Source organism: Ancylomarina salipaludis, assembly GCF_004122035.1.
In the GTDB taxonomy this organism is placed as follows: Bacteria; Bacteroidota; Bacteroidia; order Bacteroidales; family Marinifilaceae; genus Ancylomarina; species Ancylomarina salipaludis.
This window is the reverse complement of the sequence record NZ_SAXA01000007.1, coordinates 40,958-65,102: the sequence shown is the minus strand read 5'-3', so window position 1 is coordinate 65,102 and position 24,145 is coordinate 40,958. Positions and strand designations below refer to the sequence as shown.

Sequence of the window (24,145 nt, the reverse complement as noted above, 5' to 3'; positions counted from 1 at the left end):
TGGTTCATTGATTGTAACTATTTTAATTTAGTACAAATCTAGACGAAAATGAATTTAAAAACAATCACTACATCTAGGTATTGTTGCCTTGTTTTTTAGCTTGTAAAACAGATTGTTTTATCTTTTTTTAAGGAAAGTGGCAGATTAGTACCCTATTATAGAAATTTTGGGGAAAGATAAAAGTGAAAAATGCTGTGTGGAAAAAAAGAGCTATCCGAAATTAAACGATAGCTCTTGTTTATTTTATCACCTAAAGTGTTTGATTTATTCTGTCAGATCTTCAAATTCAACTTGTGAGAAAGATTCTACTTCAAGCCCTTCGATTATTTCAGAAGTACCCGCGATATCTTCAATGGGTGTCTCAGAATCATCATCATTCGCATCTTTCAGTATCTCAATAGCCTCCATTAAACCTTCTGCGAATTTATCGAAATCTTCCTTGTAAAGGAAAATCTTATGCTTTTCGAAAGTAAAATTGCCTTCTTTATCGTATCGCTTTTTACTCTCAGTAATAGTAAGGTAGTAATCCTCGTTTCTAGTCGCTTTTGCATCAAAGAAATAAGTTCTCTTCCCAGCTCTAACCGCATTCGAATAAATATCCTCACGATTTTTCTTTACGAATTCTTCTTTTCTATCGTAACCTTCCATTTCAGAATATATTTATGAAATTGTTTGTTTATTGATATCTCAAAAATAAAAAAAAATATGTATTTAATTGATTTTAACGGATAAAATATTCTGAACATTTCAGTTTTGTTTTGTTTAATAGCTGAGAGGCAGAACTTTATTTAATCACCTAAATTACCTCAATTAAATTGCAGGAGTAAAATCGTTTAGTCTGAATTTTGTTGTCATCAATTAATTTTAAATTTGTTTCCTTCAATGATATTTCTTGTGCTATCTTCCTAATGTGCAGTTTTCCAGTGGGTAAGGTGCTTTTTAAAAAGTGTAAATAAAATGAGAAGAGCGAACTTTGGCTGATTAAAAAAAATGGCTACATTTGCAGCGAGTTTAAATAAGTAAGATTCGTTTACCAAATATTGTGTTTTGGCAAAATTCTAATTCATTTTTTGTCATGTACACTTATATTTGTGTCATTGAATCAGGTATAAACAAAGTTCTTTAAAAGTATGATTAGTAGAAGATTGCTGCGTGTGAAAGTGTTACAGATGCTTTACGCTTATTACAAGAATGATGATCGTTCATTAGCAAAAGCCGAAAAAGAGTTGTTTTTCAGTATTGGAAAAGCTTACGATTTATATCATTACCTGCTTCTACTACTTGTAGATGTTGCATTTATAGCTGAAAAGAAAATTGAAGCTGGTCGCAACAAATTGGTACCTACTCCCGTAGATATTCATCCCAACACCCGTTTTATTGAGAATAAAGTATTGAATCAATTGGCTGAGAATGTTCAGTTGAATAGCTATCTTCAATCGAATTCTATTTCGTGGGCAGATCAGGATGGTTTCGTAAATCGTTTGTATAAAACAATTACAGAGTCTGATTTGTACAGCAAGTATATGAATGCTGAAGCCAATGATTATAGTGCCGATAAGAAGTTGGTTGAAAAGATTTTCATGAATATTCTGGCTAAAGATGAAAACTTCTATTCTTTGATGGAAGATAAGAGCATCTATTGGAATGATGAAATTGAGTTTATTTTAAGTATGGTTGTTCGCACAATCAAGCAATTTAAAGCTGACGACAACGAACACACCTCATTATTGCCATTATTTAAGGATAGCGATGATGAAGAATTTGTGAGAGTTTTATTCCGTAAGACGATTTTGAAGCATGAGGAAAACTTGAGCTTAATCAAGGAAAATACCAAAAATTGGGATTTAGAGCGAATTGCTTTTATGGATATTCTAATCATGGAGATGTCTTTGACTGAAATTCAGGAGTTCAAGAGTATTCCGGTGAAAGCAAGTTTCAATGAATATCTTGAAATTGCAAAGTACTACAGTACAAACAATTCAAGCACTTTTATTAACGGCTTGCTTGATAAAATGATTAAGGATCTTCAGAAAGAAGGTAAGATCAATAAAATAGGACGGGGTTTGATTGAAGAATCAAAAACTGCTAAGGTATAATATTACAAGGGAGTTACGAAGGTAATTCTCTTTTTTTATTGGTGTTTATTTGAATGCTGGGAGTGTAAGTGTCTGCCATTTAATTCTGTAATCAATAGAATTTTATGCAGGCATACTTTGTTTATAGAGTCAGGAGAATTGTATTTCTTTTGATTTTAAGTCTTAAAAATTTATGAGTCTTCTTGAGGTTGTTTTGATAGCTGTTAGTTTGGCAATGGATAGTTTTGCAATTTCCATTACAGCAGGTTTTATTTTAAAAGAATTTACTCCGAAACATTGTTTTCGAATCGCATTTTATATGGGATTTTTTCAAGCATTAATGCCAATTTTAGGTTGGTTGATAGGGGTTGGCTTTAAGAGCTATATTGTAAGTTTTGATCATTGGATTGCTTTCCTTTTGCTCTTTATTTTAGGAGGGAAGATGATTTATGATGATTTGAAAAGTGAAGATGAACACTGTTGCTTTAATCCTCAAAAAAGTTTGGTGGTAATGGGTTTGGCATTGGCTACAAGTATCGATGCCTTAGTAGTTGGAGTTAATTTTGCATTTTTAGATATGGCTATTTCTTTCCCTGTTTATACAATTGGAGTAGTTTCATTTATTTTATCATTTTTTGGTGTTTTTATAGGTTGCCAACTGGGAACAAAAGTTAAAGTGAAATTCACCTTGATTGGTGGGGTGATTTTAATAGCTTTGGGAACGAATATTCTTTGTGAGCATTTGTCTCAACCCATTTGATATTCGGAAAATCTAAGTTTTTCGTTAAAAAAATACAATTCATTATTTTTGTGATTGAATTTTGTTTTAATTGCACCTGTTAAAAATAAAAAGATGCTCTTTTTTACCCGATATATAGTATTATTATTCGTCTTTTTAGCACCTTTGACATCCTGCAAGCAGACTGTTGATATTAAGAATAAATCAGAAAGTGAGTCGGTTCAGAGTAAAGAAAATATTGATGATGAGAAGGTTTATCCAAAATTTGAGTTTGTTAAAGAATTACATAAATTTGGAGAGGTTTCGGAAGGGGAGATTGTTGTTTGCGAATTTTACTTTCGGAATGTTGGAAATGGAAATCTGATTATTAAATCCATTGAAAGTTCTTGCGGGTGTGCCGTAGTTAAATGGACTAATAAACCGATTAAAGTGGGTGAAGAATCCAAGATTACTGTCGAGTTTGATTCCAAAGGGAGAAGTGGCAGACAATATAAAGTGTTGACAATATTTGCCAATACAAAACAAAAAGTAAAAGAGCTTAAAATTACCGCTACTGTGAAGTAGTGTTTCAGATAGAAAATTTAATTTGTTAATTTAATATTTATTTCAAATGCTTAATTTATTAAACATTGTGCTTATGGCACAGCCTCAGGAAGGTCAGAATCCTTTGATGTCTTTTCTTCCTTTAGTATTAATCGTTGTTGTTTTTTATTTCTTCATGATTCGTCCACAGATGAAACGTCAGAAAGAGTTGAAAAAATTCCGTGAAGAATTGAAAAAAGGTGATAAGGTGGTTACTACCGGAGGTATTTATGGTAAAATCGTTGAGCTTCACGAAACAACCATTATTATGGAAGTAGAAGACAAATCTCGTTTGAAGGTTGATAAGGTTGCTGTAATTAAGGATATGAGTGATGTAGCTCAGAAGTAATAAATGAAAAAATAGTGTTTATTCACTGTTGATTATATTACAAAATACAATTCCTGTATTTTTGTTAGCCTAAAAGCTATTACTTTGTAGAGTAATAGCTTTTTTTGTTTAAATTCATGCTTGAATTATTAGCATAAGGAAAGTTCTGTAGATGAATTTGACTAATGGCTTAACCTCTTAAAATGTAAGACTTTGACTTTACCCGATTTACAACAGATTAAAGATGTATTTGATAAGGAAAATATTAAAGCCAATAAAAAATTGGTGATTTATATGTTTTTTGTCGTGTTGGCTACCATCTTTTGGTTTCTAAATGCTTTGAGTAAAGAATATACGACTACGGTTAATTACCCGGTATCGTACAGTGACTTTCCTTCAAAAAAATTGTTAAGTAACGAATTGCCTTCAAGACTGAAGTTGACAGTGCGTGCCTACGGATTTGATTTATTACGATATAAACTTAGTTTTTTTCAATCGATTAATTTTCCCGTGAATGAGTATACCAATAATAGGCTGGTAAAAAAGGGGGAAGATCATTTTTTATTTTCAACCGATAGAATTACCAGTGCTGTTGCCGCTCAACTATCATCAGCAATTAGTGTTACTCATATTTCTCCTGATACCATTAGTTTTCAATTTTCACCTTTAATTGAGAAAAAGATTCCGGTTCATTTCAATTCAAAACTCAAGTTTGAACCCCAATTTCGTTTGGGAGGTGATGTTGTATTAAGCCCCGATAGTATTGTGGTAATTGGAGCTAAGGCTATTGTTGATAGTGTGACGCAGATTGAAACTGAAACCTTAGAGCTTAAAAAGTTGAATGAAACTACCAAAAAGAGGCTTGGTTTGGTTAAGATAAAGGGGTTAAAATATGTAAAGAAAAAGGTTGATGTTGAGTTGCCAGTGGAACAATTTACTGAAGCTCAGCAAGAAGTCAGTATTAAAGTGGTTAATTTGCCTGATTCCTTATTCATACGATTATTCCCGCATGAAGCAAAAATATCTTATTTGGTTGGTTTAAAGGATTATGAATCAGTTACCCCAGAACTGTTTGATCTTGAAATTGATTATAAAACGATAGATCTCTTGACTAATAAAATCAAAGTTAACCTTAAGAGTTCACCGCTGAATGTTTCTAATGTGAGGTTTTATCCTGAGGAAGTCGTCTACCTGATTGAGAAGAGAAATAGGTGAAATTAAGTGGGTTGTTTTTTCTTTGGGAACTAATTATGAATTAAATATTGAAATTGATGACTAAGCCACTTAGTATTGGTTTAACAGGAGGAATAGGAAGTGGAAAATCTGTGGTTGCTGATTTTTTCAGCTTATTAGGTGTTCCTGTTTATACTTCTGATGCGGAAGCTAAAAAGCTTATGCAAACCGATATTACTATTCGTGAAAGTTTGATTGAAGTATTTGGCGATTCGGTTTATTCCGAATCGGGAGAATTAAATCGTGCAGAATTGGCTAATATCATTTTTAATGATGATGAAGCTTTAAAAAAAGTAAATACGATTGTGCACCCACAAGTGCGTTTGCACTATCAGGCTTGGTTGAAAGAGCAGGGACAAGTGCCATACGTTATTCAGGAATCAGCTATACTTTTTGATACGGGACTCTATAAAAATTTTGATCGGATTATAACGGTTACTGCTGACCCTGAAATTCGAATTCAGAGGGTGATGTTGCGAGATAAGTGTACTCGGCAATCCGTTTTGGAGCGAATGAGTAAGCAGGTTTCTGAGCAAACAAAGATAGATTTGTCAGATTTTGTAATCTATAATAACTCAGAGCTGATTATACCACAAATCATTTCAATACATGAGCAGTTAAGTTGCTTGTAGTGAATTATTTGGCACTTGCATGAAGCTTGGGCGATGTATGGATGTTGGCGTTAAACTTTGTTAAACACTGATTTTTTTCATGCCTAAAAAAGTTTTTAATTCAGACATCTTTTGTTTCTTTGATTTTCACACTTGTCGCGGAGAAGGCTAATAGTTTGCGACAGGTCAATTATAAAATTCGATACAATTTAAATATGGCAAAATTCGGAAAGTGGATAGCTGGCGGTTTAGGATGGGCATTTTTGGGTCCCATTGGTGGTGTTTTGGGCTATTTTTTGGGATCAGCTCTTGATTCCGTAGATATAAAAGCAACAGGCAGACCTGGAACAACACAAGGCGATTTTTTAATGAGCTTATTGGTGCTTGTAGCTGCTGTGATGAAAGCCGACGGTAAAGTTTTAAAATCGGAGCTTGATTACGTTAAATCATATCTGATCAAAAGTTTTGGGACCGAAAAAACAGGAGAGGCATTAACCATATTACGTGATATTTTAAATCGTGATATTCCTGTTGAGCAGGTTTGTACACAAATAAGTCAGCAACTTGATTATTCTTCACGTTTACAACTCTTACATTTTTTATTTGGAATTGCTCAGGCTGATGGTGTTATAGCTGATTCTGAATTGAAAATGATTGAGCGGATTTATTACCACATGGGAATTAGATCTGCAGATTTCAACTCAATAAAGTCGATGTTCATTCAGGAAAACGGCTGGGCTTATCAGGTGCTTGAAGTTGATAAGACGGCTAGCGATGATGAGATTAAAAAAGCTTACCGTAAAATGGCCGTTAAGTATCATCCTGATAAAGTGAGCTACTTGGGTGAAGATGTGCAGAAAGCTGCTAAGGAAAAGTTTCAGAAAGTGAGTGAAGCTTACGAAAAGATAAAAAAAGAGAGAGCTTTTGCATAAAATGATGATCGGAGTTAAAAAACAGTATTAATTAATTTTTTTTAACCGTCCGGAATTTTATTTTTGTGCTTCCAACTAAAAAATGACAATATGTTGAAAGGAATATTAGCTATATCAGGACAGACTGGACTGTTTAAATTGGTTTCAAACTCGAAAAGTGGTTTTATCGTTGAATCTTTAATCGACAAGAAGCGTATGCCTGCACACGCAACTTCAAAGATTTCTGCTTTAGAGGATATCGCTATCTTTACAGAAGAAGGAGATGTTCAATTACAAGAAGTATTTAAGAATATCAAAGAGAAGGAGAATGGCGGCCAAGCCATCAGTCATAAAGCATCTGGCAACGAGTTGAAAGCTTATATGCAAGAAATCTTGCCTAACTACGATGAAGATCGTGTCTATGTTTCTGATATGAAGAAACTTTTCCAATGGTACAATATTCTTCAGGAAAACGATATGTTGAATGAAGTTGAAACTGAGGAAGAAGAAACTGCAGGTGAAGAATAAACACCGGTTTTGAAAAAAATAAAACGAGGCTGTCAATTATTTTGATAGCCTCGTTTTTTATTTAGGCTTGAACTTTTTCGATAGTATTTCTGGATATCAAAAACTTGGAATCTTCTAAAGCCTTAATGGCATGTAATTCCCCTTCAGAAAAGGAAAAGAAATCATCCGCTTCGACACAGGTTTTAAGGCCCGAAATTTCAAATTCAATTTTTCCTGAGATTAGATATAAACCGGCATGGGCAGGAGCTGGTTGTGCGGGAACGACAACACCTTTTTTTACAGCTACAATTAAGGATTCAAAAGTTCCGTTGTTATAAATTTCTTTTTTATCGATTCCTGTAACTTCGACTTCTTGGGAGAGTTTATGTGTATGCATAGTAACTATTTAAAATTTTGTTTCGTTCATCATACTTTAGACTTATATTGCTGGAATAAATTTTAGTAATTTAGAAATCTAAAATAAGGAAAGCTATGCCAAATAAAAATTGTATTCAGATTTGTTTGTTTTTAATTTTAACATGGAGTTTAATTTCATGTGGACGATCAACCTCTTTAATTGATGCATGTAACAGTGTGCTCGAAACAGACCGGGCATTTTCTGCTTATTCGCAGGAATATGGTATGGCCGAGTCATTTTATAAATATGCTTCATCCAAAGCAGTTATGTTACGGGATAATTCTTATCCTATCATTGGGAATGAGAAAATAAAAACCTTATTGTCATCAGCAGAAAAAACAAACCATATTTTAACATGGGAACCTCAATATGCTGATGTTTCATCGTCTATGGATATGGCTTACACTTATGGCTATTACAAGTATATTACTCCCGATTCAACCTATAGAGGTTGTTACGTTTCTATTTGGAAAAAGGATATAAATAATCAGTGGAAATTTGTGTTTGATGCAGGAAGTAGTGGTTTAGGCAAAGAAAAATCTGAATAAACAGGTTAGATCAGCCATATATTGAGCTCTAATACAGTATAATTATAAAATTTGTTGCGTATTATTAAAAATAATTGACTCATAATTATTATATTTCATCAAATTAAGTAAATTTACCACGCTATTAATAACAAAAAATTTAAGTAATGCCACAAGGTACCGTAAAATTCTTTAATGAAACTAAAGGTTTTGGTTTTATTAAAAACAATGAGACAGACGAAGACATTTTTGTACACGTAACAGGATTAATTGATAAAATTGATCAGGGTGACGTTGTTACTTTTGATGTTGTTGAAGGAAAAAAAGGAATGAATGCTGTGAATGTAAAAATTGACTAATTCCTCATATTCTTTTAGTCAAAGCTCAATGTGAATTGGGCTTTTTTTATGTCCTGAATTTTGAAAAGCACCTGAAATTTTCCTGAAATCTATCTGTATTCAAGTTTTTCATCTCTGTGTATTGTTATATATTTGTTAGATGATTAACACAGATGAAAAACTGATACTCCTAAATAAGATCAGCTCCGATACGCTGATGGAACATTTAGGAATAATTTATACCGAAGTTGGAGAGGATTACCTTGTTGCAGAAATGCCTGTAAGCTCCAAACATTATCAACCCATGCGCATTCTTCATGGAGGTGCAACGCTCGCTTTGGCTGAATCTGTTGGTAGTGCCCTGTCTGTCATTCATGTTGACCTGAATCGATTTGATGTAAAAGGCATGGAGATAAATGCCAATCATATTCGCAGCATCAAAAAAGGGACACTTCGAGCTAAGGCAAAGTTTATCCATAAAGGTAGAACGAGTCATATTGTTCAGATTACAATTTGTAACGAACAGGATAAGTTAATTTCTATTTGTCGTCTGACTAATGTTGTGTTAAAGAAACAGCTATGAAAGAGGACTTCGTATTAAAAAAAACTGAAGCTGTTCTTACGACCTGTTTAGCCAATCATCTCGCATTTTACGCTTACAAACACCCCAATTCCCAGCATATTGAAATCGGTATCCAAAAAGATATGGATTTATTGAAATATACAGATTTCGCTGATTTGGATGGGTTGTCAGGTTTTGTAATGGCGCCTTTTGTATCTACTGAACAACATTCTTCCTGGTTCATTCGTGACGATTTTAATTTTAGTTCTTTTGGCGATGATGAAATTGAGCTTCTCAGTCAATATAAAAACACAATTGAGGAGAAGGAAGATAAGACTGTTACAGGAAGTAAGCAAGATGAGTATTTTACTCAAATAGCAGCGTTTTTAGATGAATTGAAAGCGGGGAGCTTGGAGAAAGCAATATTGTCACGGATTCAACTTGAGAAAGGCATTTCAGAAGTTAAGAGAGCTGCTTTGTTTCTTCAGCTCTGTCAGTGTTATCCACATGCATTTGTGTCCTTTGTTTCATTACCGGGGATCTGTTCATGGATGGGAGCGAGTCCGGAACTGCTTTTTAAATCTCAAAATAACAATTCGGAAACAGTAGCTTTGGCCGGAACGTTGCCCATTAATAAAGACCATATTCAGGAAACGGAGTGGGGAAATAAAGAAATTGAGGAACAAGCATTTGTGAGTGACTATATCGAACGTGTTTTTAGGGATAATGCCATTTGTGATTATGAGAAAATCGGCCCCTATACCGTTCAAGCCGGACAGATTGTTCATTTGAAAACAGACTTTAGAACGGATGCTAATTTGAGTTTTAAAAATAAAGCCAGAATAATTTCGGCTTTGCATCCAACGCCAGCTGTTTGTGGTTTACCCAAAACGAAAGCACTCGATTTAATTAAGCGGGTTGAGAGCCATGACCGAGAATATTATGCGGGGTTTTGGGGACCTGTTCATGCAAATGGAGACTGCGCTTTGTATGTAAATTTGCGAACCATGAAATTATCAGAAAATCATTTATCTTTATTTGTCGGTGGAGGGATAACAGCAGATTCAATTCCGCAAAAGGAATGGGAAGAGACGCAACATAAGGCACAAACTTTATTGTCGGTAATCAATCAGTTTGTTTCTAGCTGATATGATGATTTCATCTTTCTCTCATAAATAGTATTCAGAAGAAAAAAATAGCCTAAGGGGCATCAGATATAATAGAAAAATGACTCAGAAAACCTCAGATATTAAGGGTGTAAAAGAATTGATTGACATTTGTGTTGGAAAAGGAATGGAATATGTTGTTATTTCTCCCGGATCCCGAAATGCCCCTTTAAGTATCTCTTTGGCACGCGACAATCGTATACAGACTCCTGTGATTGTTGATGAACGAAGTGCGGGATATTTTGCTTTGGGTATTGCCCAGCAAACGGGAAAGCCTGTGGGTTTAGTTTGCACTTCGGGTACGGCTTTACTTAATTATGCGCCCGCTGTTGCTGAGGCTTTTTATCAGCGTTTACCTATAGTAGTTCTCTCTGCTGATCGTCCTCAAGAGTGGATTGGTCAGGATGACAGTCAGGCAATTAATCAGGTGAATGTTCTGCAAAATTTTGTAAAGGCAAGTTATCATTTACCTATTGTTAATGAAGGAACTGATGATTTGTGGAGTCTCAATCGAATGATGAATGAGGCGCTTTCAAAGTCGATTTCCGGCAGACTAGGTCCCGTTCATATCAATATCCCTTTTCGGGAGCCCTTGTATGGTGAAAAAAATCAAGAGGGGCAATCTGAAAGAATTGTCAATAAGATTGTTGCTAAGGAAGTGCTTTCCGAGGAGATTAAAGAAACTTTAGTTCAGGAGTGGAGATCTTCAAACAAAGTGATGATTCTTGCGGGATTGCTACCTAAAAATGAAAAATTGAATGCTTGTTTGAGTCAGTTGGCAAAGCTTAAACAAGTTGTTGTATTAACCGAGAGTATTTCAAATCTTCACGATCAGGCTTTTTTACCTTGTATCGATAGGGTGATTACCAGCTTTTCTGAAGAGGAGAGTCAAAACTTTCAACCGGATCTTTTAATCAATTTTGGAGGGCCTTTGGTGTCTAAAAAAATCAAATCATTTTTAAGGGATCATGCTCCAAAGAAACATTGGTTTGTAGGAAAAGAGGATAGACTTATAGATACTTTTAGGGCTTTAAGTTCTCATATCGATTTTGAGCCTGAATGCTTTTTTGAAGATATTTTGTCTCTTTTGATTGAAAATGAAAGTTCTTATGCTGATGACTGGAGGCAACGGGATTTGGCTTGTGATACAGCTCATGAAGATTATCTGAAAAATACAAGATGGTCGGATTTGAAAGCTTTTGAAGCAGTATTAGCTGCAGTTCCTGATGGGGCTAATTTGCAATTGTCCAATTCATCGGTGGTGCGTTATGCCCAGCTTTTCAAAACCAGTCCGAAACTTCTTTATAATTCTAACCGGGGGACTTCAGGTATAGATGGTTGCACCTCAACAGCTGTTGGTGCTTGTCATGTGAATGATAAACTAACTACTCTGATTACAGGTGATATTAGTTTTTTTTACGATACTAATGGTTTGTGGAATAAGTATTTGAATAATCGATTGAAGATCGTTTTGATTAATAATGGAGGAGGTGGAATTTTTCGTTTTATTCCAGGTCCATCTGATGCTCCTGAGCTTGAGGAATATTTTGAAACGGTTCAGGATTATCGTGCCGATAAGCTTGCTGAAACTTATGGTTTGGATTATTTTTATGCCGATAGTTTAAATGCTTTAGAGTCTGTCTTGCCAAACTTTTTCGAATTAGGAGAAAAGGCTTGTATACTTGAACTAAAAACACCGCGAGAAATGAACGATGTGGTGTTGAAAGATTATTTTAAGAATTTACGTAAATAATAATTTAAGAAGAATGCGGAGATTGAATCAAGAACTTGATTCTTCTGCAATCAGATTTAAAACAAAATAAAATGACACAGAGAAACTGGACAACGATAAAGGAATACGAAGATATCAAATTTGAATTCTTCGAAGGAATTGCAAAAATTACAATCAATCGCCCTGAGGTTTATAATGCATTTCGCCCGCAAACCAATTTTGATATGCTTGATGCGATGGAAATTTGTCGTGAGCGTTCTGATATTGGCGTAATCGTATTTACAGGTACGGGAGACAAAGCTTTCTGTTCGGGAGGCGATCAGAATGTTAAAGGTGTAGGTGGTTATATTGATGATCACGGCGTGCCTCGTTTAAATGTATTGGATTTGCACAAGGCCATTCGTTCTATGCCGAAGCCGGTTGTTGCTATGGTCAATGGTTATGCCATTGGTGGTGGTCATGTTTTGCATGTGGTTTGCGATTTAACCATTGCTTCAGATAATGCGAAGTTCGGACAAACAGGTCCTAAGGTGGGTAGTTTTGATGCCGGTTTTGGTTCATCGTATCTGGCCCGTCAGGTCGGTCAGAAAAAAGCACGTGAGATTTGGTTCCTTTGCCAGCAATATACAGCTAAGGAAGCTGAAGAAATGGGAATGGTTAATAAGGTAGTCGCCTTGGAGGATTTGGAAGATACAACTGTTGAGTGGTGTAAAATTATGATGCAGCGCAGTCCTATGGCACTTCGTATGATCAAGCGTGGCTTAAATGCTGAGCTTGATGGACAAAGAGGTCTGATGGAATTTGCAGGTGACGCTACCATGATGTATTACTTGATGGAGGAAGCTCAGGAAGGTAAAAATGCATTCCTTGAGAAACGCGATCCTGATTTTCAGAAATTTCCTAAATTCCCGGGATAAGAAATATTACGATATTTATAGGAAATGCCAGCCTTTGGGTTGGCATTTTTTGTTGGCGTATGTCGTTCGCACGTTTGCTCAAATTCACTATTTTTAGATATTAGTTCAAAATAAATTAAGTTATGGATATTCGCTTAGCTCAAAGCTCCGATCTTGAAGCAATCAATACGATCTATAATCAGGCTGTTGCTGCCCGATATTGCACAGCTGATCTTGATCCCATAAGCATAGATGAACGTAAAATTTGGTTTCAGTCACATTCAGAAGATAAATATCCAGTATATGTGGGTGTGGAAAATGGAGAAGTGATTGCCTGGTTTTCATTTTCAGCCTGGCGTTTGGGTAGGCGAGCTCTTGAGATGTCAGTTGAAGTAAGTTACTATATCCATGATGCTCATTTTCGAAAAGGCTATGCCAATCAGTTAATGAATTTTGCCTTAAGCAAAGCACCAGAACTGGGTTTTAAAAACCTGTTTGCCATTCTTTTGGAACCCAATACAGCAAGTATAAAACTTCTTGAGAAATTTGATTTTGAATTGTGGGGAAGATTGCCAGATATCGCTAATATTGATGGTGAAATTTGTAGCCAACGTATTTATGGTCGAAAGATTAATAACTGTTAGATGTTAAGAAGTTCTTAAAGGGCTTCAGTTATTTTGAAATCTGACAGACTTGTTTTATTTTAGATTAATTAAAAATAAACAAAATGAGACGACTAATATTGGGATCATTATTATTGATGGTATCAATAATAACAAATGGACAGAAGGTGATGACAAAAGGGAATTATAATAAGTTGACTGAGGAAGAGAAACGCGTCATCCTTTATAAGGGAACAGAATATCCTCATACAGGGAAATATGTCAATCATAAGGAAAAAGGGGTATATGTGTGTAAGCAATGCAACTTGCCTTTATATCGGTCAACTGATAAATTTGATTCGCATTGTGGCTGGCCAAGTTTCGATGACGAAATAGAGGGAGCCGTAAAGCATTTGCCGGATGCCGATGGAAGACGAACAGAGATTGTGTGTGCCAACTGCGGAGGTCATCTGGGGCATGTCTTTATGAATGAGGGATTCACAGAGAAAAACACGCGCCATTGTGTCAATTCAATTTCTTTGAAATTTATCCCGGCAGAAGAAAAAAAGAAAGATAAATAATTGAGATTTCATTTGAATGGTAAAAAGGGGCAGCCTAAATAGCATATTTGCTATCGACTGCCCCTTTATCTTATTCTCAATTCTCTGATGAATTAAAACAATTCGGATTAAATGGCTTGAGTTTTATCTTTAAGCCAGATCTTATGCTTCTCATCAAGATGAGGAGCCAAACTGTCGTATACTTTTTGATGATAATGATTGAGCCAATTTCGTTCCACTTCGTTCAGTAGATTTAAATCCAGAGCTTTGGTATCGAAGGGGAAAAGTGTAAGTGTCTCAAACTCTAAAAAATCACCATATTCAGTACTTTGTTTTTCTTTGCAAAGAATCAAATTTTCGTGACGAATACCATAGGCACCAGCCTTATAAAACCCGGGTTCATTCGAACTAATCATACCAGGCAGTATTGCTTGTTCCTTTAATTCCTGGCGGATGCTTTGTGGTCCTTCGTGAACATTTAAGAAACAACCAACGCCATGTCCGGTTCCGTGTCCGTAATTTTTGCCATATTGCCAAAGTGGCTGACGCGCTAAAATATCGATATTGCAACCACGAGTCCCTTTAGGAAACACAGCTAAACTCATTTGAATCATACCTTTTAGGACTAAGGTAAAATCCAATTTCTCTTCTTGTGTTAATTCACCGAGGGCAGTTGTACGCGTTATATCTGTTGTTCCATTCATGTACTGACCGCCAGAATCAATCAGAAGAATCCCTTCCGCTTTAATTTCACAATCCGTTTCTGCTGTGGTCGAATAGTGAGGTGATGCACCATGCGCCTTGTATCCAACAATACTACTGAAACTTTCCCCCACAAAATGTTTTTGTTGGGATCTAAAGTTTCTGAGTTGATCCATTAGGGTAAATTCAGTTATTTTGATTTTACCCAGATTCTCTTCAAGCCAACAGAAAAATTGAGTTAAAGCGATTCCGTCTTGAACCATCGCTTCTTTTATGCCATTAATTTCAATGGAATTTTTCTGACTTTTTAATAATTGTGAAGGATTTTCCCGTTCTATAATATTAGCCGTAATCGATCGGTAGATTCTTAAGTTACTGCGATTATTATCAAGAAGCACATTTTCAGAGCTGGGAAGTTCTTCCAGATCGTTGCATATTTGCTTATAATCAAATATTTCTACGCCATCGTTCTTAAGATTAAGAATTGTTTCATTATCTAATTTTGATTGATCGAGATACAGTGAACTATTTTCTTCACTAATTAAGGCATAGGCAATAGCAACAGGATTGAAATTAACATCTTGTCCTCTGAGGTTAAAAATCCATGCGATATCGTCAAGACTTCCAACAAAATGGTGTTTGGCATCAAGTCGACGCATTTCTTCACGGATAATGGCTAGTTTTTCATTACGAGATTGACCAGCAAATTCAACCGGATATTCAAATATCATTTGTTTAGGAAGATTTGGTCGGTCGCTCCAGATTTCATTTATTAAATCTTCATCTTCATGGATATGAAAGGATAAATCAGCAAGCGCATTTTTTAGTTCTTTAGTCTGAGCTATAGAAAAACAGGTTCCATCGAAACCAATATTAGCTTCCTGTTCTAATTCTGAGAGTAACCATTCGTATTGGTTTGGAACGCCAGGGATCCCCATTTTGAAAAGTTGAATACTGCTTCCCTCAAGTTGTTTTTCAGCTTGTAAAAAATATCGGGAGTCTGTCCATAAACCAGCTTTGTCTTTAGTAATAACAACAGTTCCGGCAGAACCTGTAAAACCTGATATCCATTGACGTGATGTCCAATAGTCCGGAACATACTCACTCATATGTGGATCGGAGCTTGTGATGATGTAAGCGTGGATTTTTTTTTCTTCCATCAGAGAACGCAATGCATTCACTCTTTCAAAAATGGTCATAATTGAGTTTAATTATTGTTTATTCGTTAAAAATACGATTAAAGCTATTGATGCACCCAATAAACAGGTTTAAATTTCATTGTAATATGATTTTTTTCTGAAATTATGAATATAACCGGGGGAGTTATAAAACAAAAAATCCCTCTTTCAGTTTAGAAAGAGGGAGGAAATAGATTTAGAAAGCTTTATTTTAAACTGATATTGCCATATTTACTAATAATATGAACTTTGGCTTCCGGAGATGTTTTTTCTCCAACAAGAACCTTAATTTTGGATGAGGAATTATCTTTGAACTCTTCAATCACTTGTGATTCTGTTGGGTAACTGATGCCACAGTATTCAGTCTCTGCGTCAAGCATATAGGATGCCTCTTCGGCAATAATTATACGACAAGGAACGTATTGATTATCAACATTAATTGATTCAAAGTTAGCTGATACATTATCAACTTTACAGTTTCCATACCTTAAATTTAGATCAAGACTTTTGTTTAGATTTCCAATTTTAATGTCAGAATACTGTCCTTTACTCACCAATAATGATTCTGTATTTAAAACATCAATAGCATCGTATTTGGAATCAGCAATCAAAGACAAATTGTTATCTAAATGTAGTTTTGAAAATCGACTGACAACAACAAGCGCTTCGCTGGTTCCAATATTCATTTTTGAATATTTCAATGTCAGTTTTGTGCGATTACATTCATTGATGGTTGCTTTGGCATACGAAAGATTAATACTACTCAATGGCTTTTCGTTTGGATATAGAAGTTTCTCAGCAAGTAAGTTGCCATAACTTAGGTTGATATTGGTTTTTGCTGTAACTGTATTGATGTAGATATCTCCAAATTTATTATTCAAAGAAATTTGAATGTATTCCGGCATAAACACCTCATAGTCGATACTGAATTTATTCCCTGTTTTAAAGGATTTTTCCATTTCGGTAAACGCCATAATGGTTTCGCCTATTTGGTCCATATTAATATCAATTCCCTTAAATAAGCTTTCTGCTTTTGCTTCGTTAGCGGCATGGACAGTTATTGTCGCCTTTATAAGAACAGAATCAATTTCCCAGTTTTTGATTTCAATATCACCATATTTGTTTTCAATAGTAAGTTGAGAGCCCTCTTTCACGGCATATTTACCATCAAATGTTTTTGTGTAATCATCCGAAGCATATAGCTGGTTACTTAGGCCTATACATAAAAATAGTAATAGAGCGGTAAGTTTTAATCGAGTTGTTTTCATCTGTTTGTATTTTTATTATTTATTTGTCAGATGGAAGTCGCCTAATAATCATTTTTCTGTTTGAGAAATGTCTTATTGTGGCTCGTTTCATGCTAATAGATTTTTATTTTTAAATGTTAATAATATCTGCAAGAGCAATGTCTTGTTGGTTTACCAGATAGAGTTGTTTTACAATTCTATTTAGAATATTGTTTTTGGCTTGAAAGTGTTCAATCATTGCCTGAATAACGCGTTCATCTTTAGGGTTGATTTGGAGCTCAGCTTCTAGTTGTTTGTAGAGTTGGTCCATACCAGCAAGGTCTTTTTTTATTCTGTTTTGTTCTTGAATATCTGATGATTTTGTTAATTGATCTATGATATCCAGTTGCTTGTTGATGTTTGTTTTAAAATAGTTTTCTACTTCTTTATATTCTGGAGAAACCTGTCCCAGACTAAAATGCTGCGGTTTGAAATCACGAAGCTGATAAGTTGTCAGTCCTGCAACCATTAAAATAGCAACAGTGGCCGCTACTTTGATCAGAGTATTCCATCTCCATTTTGATTTTCTCTGATGATGCAATTGCAATTTTTCTCTGAACTGATCGAAGTGATCGTTTTGAGGTTCTTCATTGTCGAAGCTGGCTCTGTTTTGTTTTATTATTCGTTCAATATCTTTCATTTGATTCTTTTTTTTAAGGACTTGTCAGTTGTCTGACTTAATATTTGAATCAATTTCTTTTTTGCTCTGTTGTACTGCGAACGTGAGGTCGATGCTGAAATATTTAATATTTTTGCAATTTCTTCATGATCGTAAGATTCAATTAAATAGAGACTTAAAACAATGCGATACCCCGATGGTAGTTGCTCAATGGCCTGCTTGATTAAATCTATATTGTTTGTTGTAAATTCTTCTTTTTCAGTCACCTCTTCGCTAAATTGATGGATTTTATCATCAATTGGCAGGCAATCAATTTTATTCTTTTTTAGATAATCGAGAGCTTTATTAACGACGATTCGTTTTAGCCAGGCTCCAAAACTAACCTCACCTTTGTAGGAATTTATTTTATCAAATGCCGATAAAAATGCTTCCTGCATAACATCTTCAGCTTCCTGTGTGTTATTTAATATACGCAGGCATGAATTATACATGGCTTTGTAGTATAATTTGTAAATCTCGAATTGAGCCTTGGCATTGCCTTGGCGACAAGCATCGATTAAATCCTGATGTATATTTTGGTAATTGGAGCTCATTAATTATTTTCTAATCTAATGACGAATCGAGAATGAGAGTGTTGCACATTTTTTTAAATCACAACGATTTTTTTTTGATTAGATAAATATCGGTAAATATTATCAGATGTTCAGTTCTGACACAAATAATCCTGATCCATTTTAAAATGGATCAGGATTATAGGCTTAGATTTTAAGTTGAGGTATTATTCTGCCCCATCAAAAATGATATTATAATTATTCCAAAAGTTTTCATCGTACTCCATATTTTCGTAATAAGCCCGATTCTCAATCACCTCAGGATTCGTTGTTATGATTTTTGTTATCAGCATTTCAGCATTAACGTCCAATTCTTTCTTTTCACCGCTGGTTTTATTCTCAAGTTCATGATGACGCTTGTAGTCGACGTAACTTAAATAGTAATAACCAAAATGTTCTTTGTAGGTTGAGCTAAAATCGTATTCAATTTTAATTGGTTTCCATTCTTGTCGTTCAGGATTCACATAAAAACTTCGTCCCTGAGGTGAGTAGTTGCTTGCAACAACATGAGTTTCATTCTTAATGACAGAGAAATCTTTAAGTTTGATGTAAATTTTTCCTGAATAACTGGTTGCATAATAATCGCCTGTATTACTCAACAGTGGCTTTTTGCTTTTGTAGGCAATCACCCAAATGGAGTCATTTTCATATTCTGTTACACGATCAAGACTTAGCTCGTAGAAGTTCAGGTGGTTTTTGTTGAGAATATTACCGCGGCTTCTGACGATATCCATTTCAAGAAGTTCATCCAGATAGGTTGAGCCATCTGCCAACGAGTTGTTTTCAAAGTTTTTTCTCACTTGCAAAAAGCGGTACGAACGCTCTTTAAACACTTGGTATGCATTTTCGCGAACGTAGCCTTTGTTGTCATAAATTCGGATGGCAGCTTCGCGTTTACGTTCTAAGTTTTGATCTTCAGATTTTTCGGCACGGTAGTAGATATCGTAGTTGAATGGTGTTTGCAGGTAATTATCCGGAATACGATCAATGGCATTTTTAAGCATTTTGATTAAAACCAAGGATTGGGCCGTCACTTCAACTTCAGCAATTTTATAATTAACCGGATTTAGTTGAATTCGAAGTGTATCAACCTGGCTACAATCAGCAATATTTGAATTGTATGTGCTGAATCCTACGGCTGATATTTGAATGGTTTTATCGGCGTATTCTCCCGGAACTTTAAGTTCAAAATAGCCGTCGAAATTTGTGGCAGCCCCAATATAAGTATCCTTAACACCAATATTAGCAAAAGGAATAGCTTGCTGGTTGGCGGCATTTGTAAGTTGACCAACAATTCGGATGGTTTTTGTTTGTTTTTCTTCCTGTGCCTGACAATATCCGAACGTATAAGTTAGGATAAATAGTGCGAAAATATTTTTTTTAATCATATGTTATTAATCTAAAGATGAGTCGATTTTGAAATTTTAACCCAGGCATGAATATCCGGGATTATAAGTGTTTTGCCAAATGTATTTGAAAAGCTAAAATAGGTAATTTCTAAATTATGGGAGAGTAAATTATCGAAAGAAATCTCTATGACTATCTTTATTAAGTTTATTTAACTTGTTATTGTACACAGATAAATTGTAAATTGCACAATTCAAATATTAGGATTCCTACGATCTGAAAATACAACACGATTATGAATAAGAAGATACTGATTTTATCAATTATACCACTGGCACTTGCATCTTGTGTGGTTTCGAAACGTAAATATGAAGAACTGGATTACGCTAAACGTAAGAGCGATGCACAGGTTCGAAAGTTAGATAAAGATAATTCGGACTTGAATTCAAAATTAGAGCAAACTTTGGCTGAGTATAACGAGATGAAAAATAGCATGGCTGAAAGTAATGCTCAAAAAAATGTCGAAATTGATCAATTGAGTTCAGAATTGTTTTCGATGGCATCTGATACCACGAGTTTGAAAGAGAAACTTCATGAAACACTTGGCAATTATAAGTTTGCGCAAGAGCGTAATGCTGAAAATGAGGCGATAATTTCTAAGCTGAACGAGCAGATTAAAAGCTTGAAGGCTGAATCGTATCGTTTGACTAAAGAGTTGGATGTTAGTTTAAAGGATAAAGAGTGGGAGAGTAGAAAAGTTGCTGCTGAAAAACTGAAATTAGAAGAAAAGCTAGCTCAAAAAGACAATCAGATTGCTAAGGTGAAAATGGAGATGGAAGTGGTTAATGGCAAAATTGATTGGTTGCGTAAGGTTAAGAAGCAAAACGATGCTGAAATTGAACGACTAACCAATCAGATGAATCTTTATAAAAAGGAATACGAAAAGGCTATTTCAAAGAAATAGTTTTTACAACATAGACTAAAAAGGCTCCCCAAAAAGGGAGCTTTTTTTATTGATTTACTTTAATGAGGTGGTGTTTGAAATCGTGTTATTTCTTTTTTTGATAAAAGTTTCATGAAAATTAAAAATGAATAAAAATAACTGATCTGTATATCTTGATTTATTAATATGTAATATCTAGTTTTGCAACATGAAAGTATTATTGTTAGTCCTATTGGCTGGAGCCGCATTAACCTTGCTTTTAACTTATTTGAGCAAGTTGTTTTTTCCTAAAAAAAGTGAAGAACAGGAAAAGGCTAGTGAACCTTCGGAAGAATGTTGCGGGGCTCATGAGGTGTGTGAAACGGATCTGCTTAATAAGATGTCTGAAGAAATCATCTATTATGAGGATGAGGAATTGGATGTTTATAGAAATTTTGAAGAGAACGATTACAACGACGATCAAATTGATGAGTTTAGAGAGGTTCTGTACAGTTTAAAAGAAAAAGAGATTGAACCCTGGTTAAAAAGTCTTGAGTTAAGACATATTAATTTGCCTTCAACGATAAAATCTGAAGTGGTTTTCATGCTAGTCAAATAGATTCTTTTACATTAATTAAATATTTTCAAACCTACTTCAAACGTTTGTTTTCAGTTTTTACCTAAACAAACGGATATTTTAAATCTGTATATTTAATTAAAAAAGAGTATTTTAGCTCGTGCTGCGAACCTTTGATAAAGTTAAAATCAAAAAAATGATGATTTAAGTTATTAATGGTTACCTTTGCGGCTTCATAAATTATTTGGTAGACGTTCTTTTGTCAGGGGGGTTTCATTCGCGATGAATTGAAAATTTTAGTGTGACAGGGGGCATCATGCCATGTCACAATTAAATTATTCGAATGAATTCATTTGAAAACTTAGGTCTATCCAGACCAATTTTGGAAGCCATTACAGAATTAGGCTTTAAAACACCAACTGCTATTCAGGAAAAAGCAATTCCAGTTCTTTTAGAAGGAAGAAGCGATTTTGTGGGTTTAGCACAGACGGGAACGGGAAAAACGGCAGCATTCGGTTTGCCATTGTTACAACTAATTGAGCCAGATGAGAACATTCCGCAGGCTCTTATTTTATCTCCTACACGTGAATTAGGGATTCAAATTTCTGAAGACCTGAAAACATTCTCAAAAAACATTTTAAATTTAAATGTTGTAAATGTTTATGGAGGTGCAAGTATCGACGATCAAATTAGAAAGATTAAACGAGGAGCTCACGCTGTGGTTGCGACTCCTGGTCGTTTATTGGATTTAATTCGTCGTAAGGCTATCAACTTATCAAAAGTAGAATATGTAATTCTTGATGAGGCTGATGAGATGTTGAATATGGGATTTAAGGAAGATATTGATGCTATCCTTTCTTCGACTTCTGATGACAAGCTAACATGGTTGTTTTCAGCAACGATGTCTGCTGAAGTTCGCCGAATTTCAAAGAATTACATGACTGATCCTATTGAGGTAACAGTTGGTATGGCTAATACGACTAATACAAATATTGAGCATCAGTATTATTTGATGAACAATAGAGATCGTTACAATGTGTTAAAACGTATCGTCGATTTTTATCCTGATATCTATGGTATTGTTTTTTGCCGTACTCGTAAGGAAACACAGGAGGTGGCTGAATTGTTGATGAAAGACGGTTATAATGCCGATGCTTTGCATGGTGATTTATCGCAGGTTCAGCGCGACAGAGTGATGCGTAGTTTCAAGAGCAAATCATTACAAATGCTAGTTGCGACTGATGTGGCAGCCCGTGGTATTGATGTTGACGATTTAACACACGTTTTGCATTATAATCTTCCTGATGAGTTAGAGTATTATACTCACCGTTCGGGACGTACGGCTCGTGCAGGTAGAAAAGGTATTTCAATTGCTTTAGTAACACCTCGTGACGAAAGACGTGTACGTGATCTTTCCCGTCGATTGAAGATGGATTTCGAACAAGTTAGGATTCCGGGTGGAGCAGAGGTTTGTGAGCGTCAGGTTTTGAACTTCATGCATCGTGTTATCGATGTTAATGTTGAAGAAGAAGCTATTGGACAATTCTTGCCAGTTATTCATGAAGAATTGAAAGATCTTGATCGCGATGAGTTAGTAAAACGTATGGTTTCTTTGGAGTTTAATAGATTTTGGGATTACTATAAGGATGCTCAGGATCTAAACATGAGATCAACGACTCAGAAGCGCGTTCGACAAAATGAAGGAGCTGTAAGTACCGAAGATCGTTTATTCATTAATATCGGTCGTAAAGATGGTGTTGATGTTCCTGGCTTATTAACTCTGATTCACAAGCAGTGTGGTGTTCGTGGGAAAAATGTAGGGCGAGTTGATCTTAAAGGTGTATTCTCATTTTTTGATGTCGATAAAGCTTTCACAGAGGAAATTATCAAAGGGTTTGCTGGTGCTGAAGTAGGAGGTCGCGCAATTCGTATTGAGGTTTCAGGTGATCGTCCTGAGAGTTCTGATTCTGATAGAGGAGGAAGATCTCGTGGAGGTGACAGATCTCGTGGTGGTTATTCTGGCGGAGGAAGATCTCGTGGCGGACATTCCGGAGGCGACAGATCTCGTTTTAGAAAAGATGATTCCAGAGACAGAAGAAAAAAATCTGACGGTGGAAGAACTTTTGATCGTAGAAGAAGAGATTAATCGTTAATTATATAAGATTCAAAAAAAAGGAGCTAAGTGCTCCTTTTTTTTTGAATTTATCGGAAAGAACTTATAACTGAAAAAAAGCATCAAGAAGTTCAACGTGAATTCCTGATGCTTTTCTCTAGAGAATTAGTTAGTCATTAATCTTATTATGTGTCTGATATTTCTGAAAACGCTAAGCTAATTACCATTCAATTTCATGATAGTCTACACTTTCCTGATTAATGTGGTAACCATTTTGAAGATTGGAATTTTCAAATTTATATGCACTAACAGAAACTGTATAAGTCGTTCCGGCTTTCATGTCATAATTACGATCCCAGCCTTCACTTGTTGGTGTGATTGTTAGTTTATTATCGTTTAAGCGATTCGAGCTGTAAATAATTTGTCCATCAATTTCAGTTGCAATCTTTACGTGGTAGATGTCTCTGTTTTCTACAGTTCCCCATTCTATTTCAATACTGTGTTCATCTTCATTGTATTCGAATGTGGTAATTTCTAATGGATCGATTCTAATATCCAAAAGTTTATCTGTAACATTTAGAACTTCGTCATCAGTTGATGTTAGTGTGAAATTGTAGACTCCATTTTCCAAGTCAGTCGTTGTAAAATCTTCTGCTTTTGGCAGAAAGGTATAAGTTGTTGCATTTTGTCCGATTTTTTCAAGTGAAATTTCAGTACTTTCTTCGTCTTCAAAAGCTACAGTTGCACTGGACATATACATATTGCCATACGCATAAATGACAGGAGCATATTGAGTTTCCCCTTCAATTTTCTGACATCTTACATAGATATCTCCGGCTCCGTCAAATTCTATTTTACTGCTATCGTTATCACATGCAGTAAATGCACCTAAAGAAATGGCTAATGCCAATATTAATTTATTTTTCATGACTTTTAATTTAATCGGGCTTGATGTTTATTTTCAAGCTTTTTGTTTTTTAATTATGTTTTTCATTTATAGAAG

General features: G+C 35.1%; 27 protein-coding genes. 19 read left to right on the top strand and 8 right to left on the bottom strand.

Annotated elements, in window-relative coordinates:
• Nucleotides 1-264: 264 nt before the first annotated feature.
• Nucleotides 265-648 carry a DUF3276 family protein gene (locus tag EO244_RS09060; protein WP_129254352.1) on the bottom strand — a complete coding sequence of 128 codons (384 nt, stop codon included), beginning with the start codon at nucleotides 646-648 and terminating at the stop codon, nucleotides 265-267.
• 482 nt (nucleotides 649-1,130) lie between these two features.
• Here EO244_RS09060 and EO244_RS09055 point away from each other — a divergent pair, with 482 nt between their 5' ends.
• From EO244_RS09055 to EO244_RS09020, 8 genes are all read left to right on the top strand, one after another.
• Nucleotides 1,131-2,096 carry a transcription antitermination protein NusB gene (locus tag EO244_RS09055; RefSeq protein ID WP_129254351.1) on the top strand — a complete coding sequence of 322 codons (966 nt, stop codon included), beginning with the start codon at nucleotides 1,131-1,133 and terminating at the stop codon, nucleotides 2,094-2,096.
• Between the two features lie 172 nt (nucleotides 2,097-2,268).
• Entirely contained in the window at nucleotides 2,269-2,835 is a 567-nt protein-coding gene (locus EO244_RS09050) for a manganese efflux pump MntP (protein WP_129254350.1), read from the top strand.
• A gap of 93 nt (nucleotides 2,836-2,928) precedes the next feature.
• On the top strand, nucleotides 2,929-3,378 hold the full coding sequence (locus EO244_RS09045) for a DUF1573 domain-containing protein (protein WP_129254349.1): 450 nt from the start codon (nucleotides 2,929-2,931) through the stop codon (nucleotides 3,376-3,378).
• A 46-nt stretch (nucleotides 3,379-3,424) separates the two neighbouring features.
• The gene (gene yajC, locus EO244_RS09040) at nucleotides 3,425-3,745 is read left to right on the top strand and encodes a preprotein translocase subunit YajC (RefSeq protein ID WP_129254348.1); all 321 of its coding nucleotides are present in this window, start codon (nucleotides 3,425-3,427) and stop codon (nucleotides 3,743-3,745) included.
• A 192-nt stretch (nucleotides 3,746-3,937) separates the two neighbouring features.
• The gene (locus tag EO244_RS09035; protein ID WP_129254347.1) at nucleotides 3,938-4,939 is read left to right on the top strand and encodes a YbbR-like domain-containing protein; all 1,002 of its coding nucleotides are present in this window, start codon (nucleotides 3,938-3,940) and stop codon (nucleotides 4,937-4,939) included.
• Between the two features lie 56 nt (nucleotides 4,940-4,995).
• Nucleotides 4,996-5,589, top strand: coding sequence for a dephospho-CoA kinase (coaE, locus tag EO244_RS09030; RefSeq protein ID WP_129254346.1), 594 nt, complete (start codon nucleotides 4,996-4,998; stop codon nucleotides 5,587-5,589).
• A 194-nt stretch (nucleotides 5,590-5,783) separates the two neighbouring features.
• A complete protein-coding gene (locus EO244_RS09025) occupies nucleotides 5,784-6,500 on the top strand; it encodes a TerB family tellurite resistance protein (RefSeq protein WP_129254345.1) in 717 nt (238 codons plus the stop codon).
• 90 nt (nucleotides 6,501-6,590) lie between these two features.
• Nucleotides 6,591-7,007: a DUF5606 family protein gene (locus tag EO244_RS09020; protein WP_129254344.1), complete on the top strand. Its 417-nt coding sequence runs from the start codon at nucleotides 6,591-6,593 to the stop codon at nucleotides 7,005-7,007.
• Between the two features lie 61 nt (nucleotides 7,008-7,068).
• Here EO244_RS09020 and EO244_RS09015 read toward each other — a convergent pair whose 3' ends face one another.
• Entirely contained in the window at nucleotides 7,069-7,383 is a 315-nt protein-coding gene (locus EO244_RS09015; RefSeq protein ID WP_129254343.1) for a cupin domain-containing protein, read from the bottom strand.
• A 95-nt stretch (nucleotides 7,384-7,478) separates the two neighbouring features.
• Here EO244_RS09015 and EO244_RS09010 point away from each other — a divergent pair, with 95 nt between their 5' ends.
• From EO244_RS09010 to EO244_RS08975, 8 genes are all read left to right on the top strand, one after another.
• Nucleotides 7,479-7,952 carry a Cif family virulence factor gene (locus EO244_RS09010; protein ID WP_129254342.1) on the top strand — a complete coding sequence of 158 codons (474 nt, stop codon included), beginning with the start codon at nucleotides 7,479-7,481 and terminating at the stop codon, nucleotides 7,950-7,952.
• 146 nt (nucleotides 7,953-8,098) lie between these two features.
• Nucleotides 8,099-8,290, top strand: coding sequence for a cold-shock protein (locus tag EO244_RS09005; protein WP_129254341.1), 192 nt, complete (start codon nucleotides 8,099-8,101; stop codon nucleotides 8,288-8,290).
• Between the two features lie 139 nt (nucleotides 8,291-8,429).
• The gene (locus EO244_RS09000) at nucleotides 8,430-8,852 is read left to right on the top strand and encodes a PaaI family thioesterase (protein WP_129254340.1); all 423 of its coding nucleotides are present in this window, start codon (nucleotides 8,430-8,432) and stop codon (nucleotides 8,850-8,852) included.
• Entirely contained in the window at nucleotides 8,849-9,979 is a 1,131-nt protein-coding gene (locus tag EO244_RS08995) for a chorismate-binding protein (protein WP_129254339.1), read from the top strand. Before EO244_RS09000 ends, EO244_RS08995 begins: the two co-directional genes overlap by 4 nt.
• A gap of 79 nt (nucleotides 9,980-10,058) precedes the next feature.
• Nucleotides 10,059-11,750 (top strand): 2-succinyl-5-enolpyruvyl-6-hydroxy-3-cyclohexene-1-carboxylic-acid synthase, encoded by a 1,692-nt coding sequence (menD, locus tag EO244_RS08990; RefSeq protein WP_129254338.1) that lies wholly within the window; start codon nucleotides 10,059-10,061, stop codon nucleotides 11,748-11,750.
• Nucleotides 11,751-11,821: 71 nt separating this feature from the next.
• The gene (gene menB, locus EO244_RS08985) at nucleotides 11,822-12,646 is read left to right on the top strand and encodes a 1,4-dihydroxy-2-naphthoyl-CoA synthase (RefSeq protein ID WP_129254337.1); all 825 of its coding nucleotides are present in this window, start codon (nucleotides 11,822-11,824) and stop codon (nucleotides 12,644-12,646) included.
• Nucleotides 12,647-12,768: 122 nt separating this feature from the next.
• Complete coding sequence (locus tag EO244_RS08980; protein ID WP_129254336.1) at nucleotides 12,769-13,269, top strand: GNAT family N-acetyltransferase; 501 nt, start codon at nucleotides 12,769-12,771, stop codon at nucleotides 13,267-13,269.
• A gap of 83 nt (nucleotides 13,270-13,352) precedes the next feature.
• A complete protein-coding gene (locus tag EO244_RS08975; RefSeq protein ID WP_129254335.1) occupies nucleotides 13,353-13,808 on the top strand; it encodes a methionine-R-sulfoxide reductase in 456 nt (151 codons plus the stop codon).
• 107 nt (nucleotides 13,809-13,915) lie between these two features.
• Here EO244_RS08975 and EO244_RS08970 read toward each other — a convergent pair whose 3' ends face one another.
• From EO244_RS08970 to EO244_RS08950, 5 genes are all read right to left on the bottom strand, one after another.
• A complete protein-coding gene (locus tag EO244_RS08970) occupies nucleotides 13,916-15,688 on the bottom strand; it encodes an aminopeptidase P family protein (protein ID WP_129254334.1) in 1,773 nt (590 codons plus the stop codon).
• A gap of 185 nt (nucleotides 15,689-15,873) precedes the next feature.
• Entirely contained in the window at nucleotides 15,874-16,935 is a 1,062-nt protein-coding gene (locus tag EO244_RS08965) for a DUF4097 family beta strand repeat-containing protein (protein WP_129254333.1), read from the bottom strand.
• A 109-nt stretch (nucleotides 16,936-17,044) separates the two neighbouring features.
• On the bottom strand, nucleotides 17,045-17,593 hold the full coding sequence (locus EO244_RS08960; protein WP_129254332.1) for a hypothetical protein: 549 nt from the start codon (nucleotides 17,591-17,593) through the stop codon (nucleotides 17,045-17,047).
• The gene (locus EO244_RS08955) at nucleotides 17,590-18,165 is read right to left on the bottom strand and encodes an RNA polymerase sigma factor (protein ID WP_129254331.1); all 576 of its coding nucleotides are present in this window, start codon (nucleotides 18,163-18,165) and stop codon (nucleotides 17,590-17,592) included. Before EO244_RS08955 ends, EO244_RS08960 begins: the two co-directional genes overlap by 4 nt.
• A 185-nt stretch (nucleotides 18,166-18,350) precedes the next feature.
• On the bottom strand, nucleotides 18,351-19,571 hold the full coding sequence (locus EO244_RS08950; protein ID WP_129254330.1) for a carboxypeptidase-like regulatory domain-containing protein: 1,221 nt from the start codon (nucleotides 19,569-19,571) through the stop codon (nucleotides 18,351-18,353).
• Between the two features lie 254 nt (nucleotides 19,572-19,825).
• Here EO244_RS08950 and EO244_RS08945 point away from each other — a divergent pair, with 254 nt between their 5' ends.
• From EO244_RS08945 to EO244_RS08935, 3 genes are all read left to right on the top strand, one after another.
• A complete protein-coding gene (locus EO244_RS08945; protein WP_129254329.1) occupies nucleotides 19,826-20,494 on the top strand; it encodes a hypothetical protein in 669 nt (222 codons plus the stop codon).
• 187 nt (nucleotides 20,495-20,681) lie between these two features.
• Nucleotides 20,682-21,071, top strand: coding sequence for a hypothetical protein (locus tag EO244_RS08940; RefSeq protein WP_129254328.1), 390 nt, complete (start codon nucleotides 20,682-20,684; stop codon nucleotides 21,069-21,071).
• Nucleotides 21,072-21,372: 301 nt separating this feature from the next.
• Entirely contained in the window at nucleotides 21,373-23,175 is a 1,803-nt protein-coding gene (locus tag EO244_RS08935) for a DEAD/DEAH box helicase (protein WP_129254327.1), read from the top strand.
• Nucleotides 23,176-23,362: 187 nt separating this feature from the next.
• On the opposite strand, the gene EO244_RS08930 is transcribed toward EO244_RS08935, so the two are convergent.
• Nucleotides 23,363-24,070, bottom strand: a complete 708-nt coding sequence (locus EO244_RS08930) for a hypothetical protein (protein WP_129254326.1) — start codon at nucleotides 24,068-24,070, stop codon at nucleotides 23,363-23,365.
• Between the last annotated feature and the right edge of the window lie 75 nt (nucleotides 24,071-24,145).

Coding starts and splice junctions, on each gene's coding strand:
- EO244_RS09060 (WP_129254352.1), bottom strand. CDS start 648: ATGGAAGGTTACGATAGAAAAGAAGAATTCGTAAAGAAAAATCGTGAG.
- EO244_RS09055 (WP_129254351.1), top strand. CDS start 1,131: ATGATTAGTAGAAGATTGCTGCGTGTGAAAGTGTTACAGATGCTTTAC.
- EO244_RS09050 (WP_129254350.1), top strand. CDS start 2,269: ATGAGTCTTCTTGAGGTTGTTTTGATAGCTGTTAGTTTGGCAATGGAT.
- EO244_RS09045 (WP_129254349.1), top strand. CDS start 2,929: ATGCTCTTTTTTACCCGATATATAGTATTATTATTCGTCTTTTTAGCA.
- yajC (WP_129254348.1), top strand. CDS start 3,425: ATGCTTAATTTATTAAACATTGTGCTTATGGCACAGCCTCAGGAAGGT.
- coaE (WP_129254346.1), top strand. CDS start 4,996: ATGACTAAGCCACTTAGTATTGGTTTAACAGGAGGAATAGGAAGTGGA.
- EO244_RS09025 (WP_129254345.1), top strand. CDS start 5,784: ATGGCAAAATTCGGAAAGTGGATAGCTGGCGGTTTAGGATGGGCATTT.
- EO244_RS09020 (WP_129254344.1), top strand. CDS start 6,591: ATGTTGAAAGGAATATTAGCTATATCAGGACAGACTGGACTGTTTAAA.
- EO244_RS09015 (WP_129254343.1), bottom strand. CDS start 7,383: ATGCATACACATAAACTCTCCCAAGAAGTCGAAGTTACAGGAATCGAT.
- EO244_RS09010 (WP_129254342.1), top strand. CDS start 7,479: ATGCCAAATAAAAATTGTATTCAGATTTGTTTGTTTTTAATTTTAACA.
- EO244_RS09005 (WP_129254341.1), top strand. CDS start 8,099: ATGCCACAAGGTACCGTAAAATTCTTTAATGAAACTAAAGGTTTTGGT.
- EO244_RS09000 (WP_129254340.1), top strand. CDS start 8,430: ATGATTAACACAGATGAAAAACTGATACTCCTAAATAAGATCAGCTCC.
- EO244_RS08995 (WP_129254339.1), top strand. CDS start 8,849: ATGAAAGAGGACTTCGTATTAAAAAAAACTGAAGCTGTTCTTACGACC.
- menD (WP_129254338.1), top strand. CDS start 10,059: ATGACTCAGAAAACCTCAGATATTAAGGGTGTAAAAGAATTGATTGAC.
- menB (WP_129254337.1), top strand. CDS start 11,822: ATGACACAGAGAAACTGGACAACGATAAAGGAATACGAAGATATCAAA.
- EO244_RS08980 (WP_129254336.1), top strand. CDS start 12,769: ATGGATATTCGCTTAGCTCAAAGCTCCGATCTTGAAGCAATCAATACG.
- EO244_RS08975 (WP_129254335.1), top strand. CDS start 13,353: ATGAGACGACTAATATTGGGATCATTATTATTGATGGTATCAATAATA.
- EO244_RS08970 (WP_129254334.1), bottom strand. CDS start 15,688: ATGACCATTTTTGAAAGAGTGAATGCATTGCGTTCTCTGATGGAAGAA.
- EO244_RS08965 (WP_129254333.1), bottom strand. CDS start 16,935: ATGAAAACAACTCGATTAAAACTTACCGCTCTATTACTATTTTTATGT.
- EO244_RS08960 (WP_129254332.1), bottom strand. CDS start 17,593: ATGAAAGATATTGAACGAATAATAAAACAAAACAGAGCCAGCTTCGAC.
- EO244_RS08955 (WP_129254331.1), bottom strand. CDS start 18,165: ATGAGCTCCAATTACCAAAATATACATCAGGATTTAATCGATGCTTGT.
- EO244_RS08950 (WP_129254330.1), bottom strand. CDS start 19,571: ATGATTAAAAAAAATATTTTCGCACTATTTATCCTAACTTATACGTTC.
- EO244_RS08945 (WP_129254329.1), top strand. CDS start 19,826: ATGAATAAGAAGATACTGATTTTATCAATTATACCACTGGCACTTGCA.
- EO244_RS08940 (WP_129254328.1), top strand. CDS start 20,682: ATGAAAGTATTATTGTTAGTCCTATTGGCTGGAGCCGCATTAACCTTG.
- EO244_RS08935 (WP_129254327.1), top strand. CDS start 21,373: ATGAATTCATTTGAAAACTTAGGTCTATCCAGACCAATTTTGGAAGCC.
- EO244_RS08930 (WP_129254326.1), bottom strand. CDS start 24,070: ATGAAAAATAAATTAATATTGGCATTAGCCATTTCTTTAGGTGCATTT.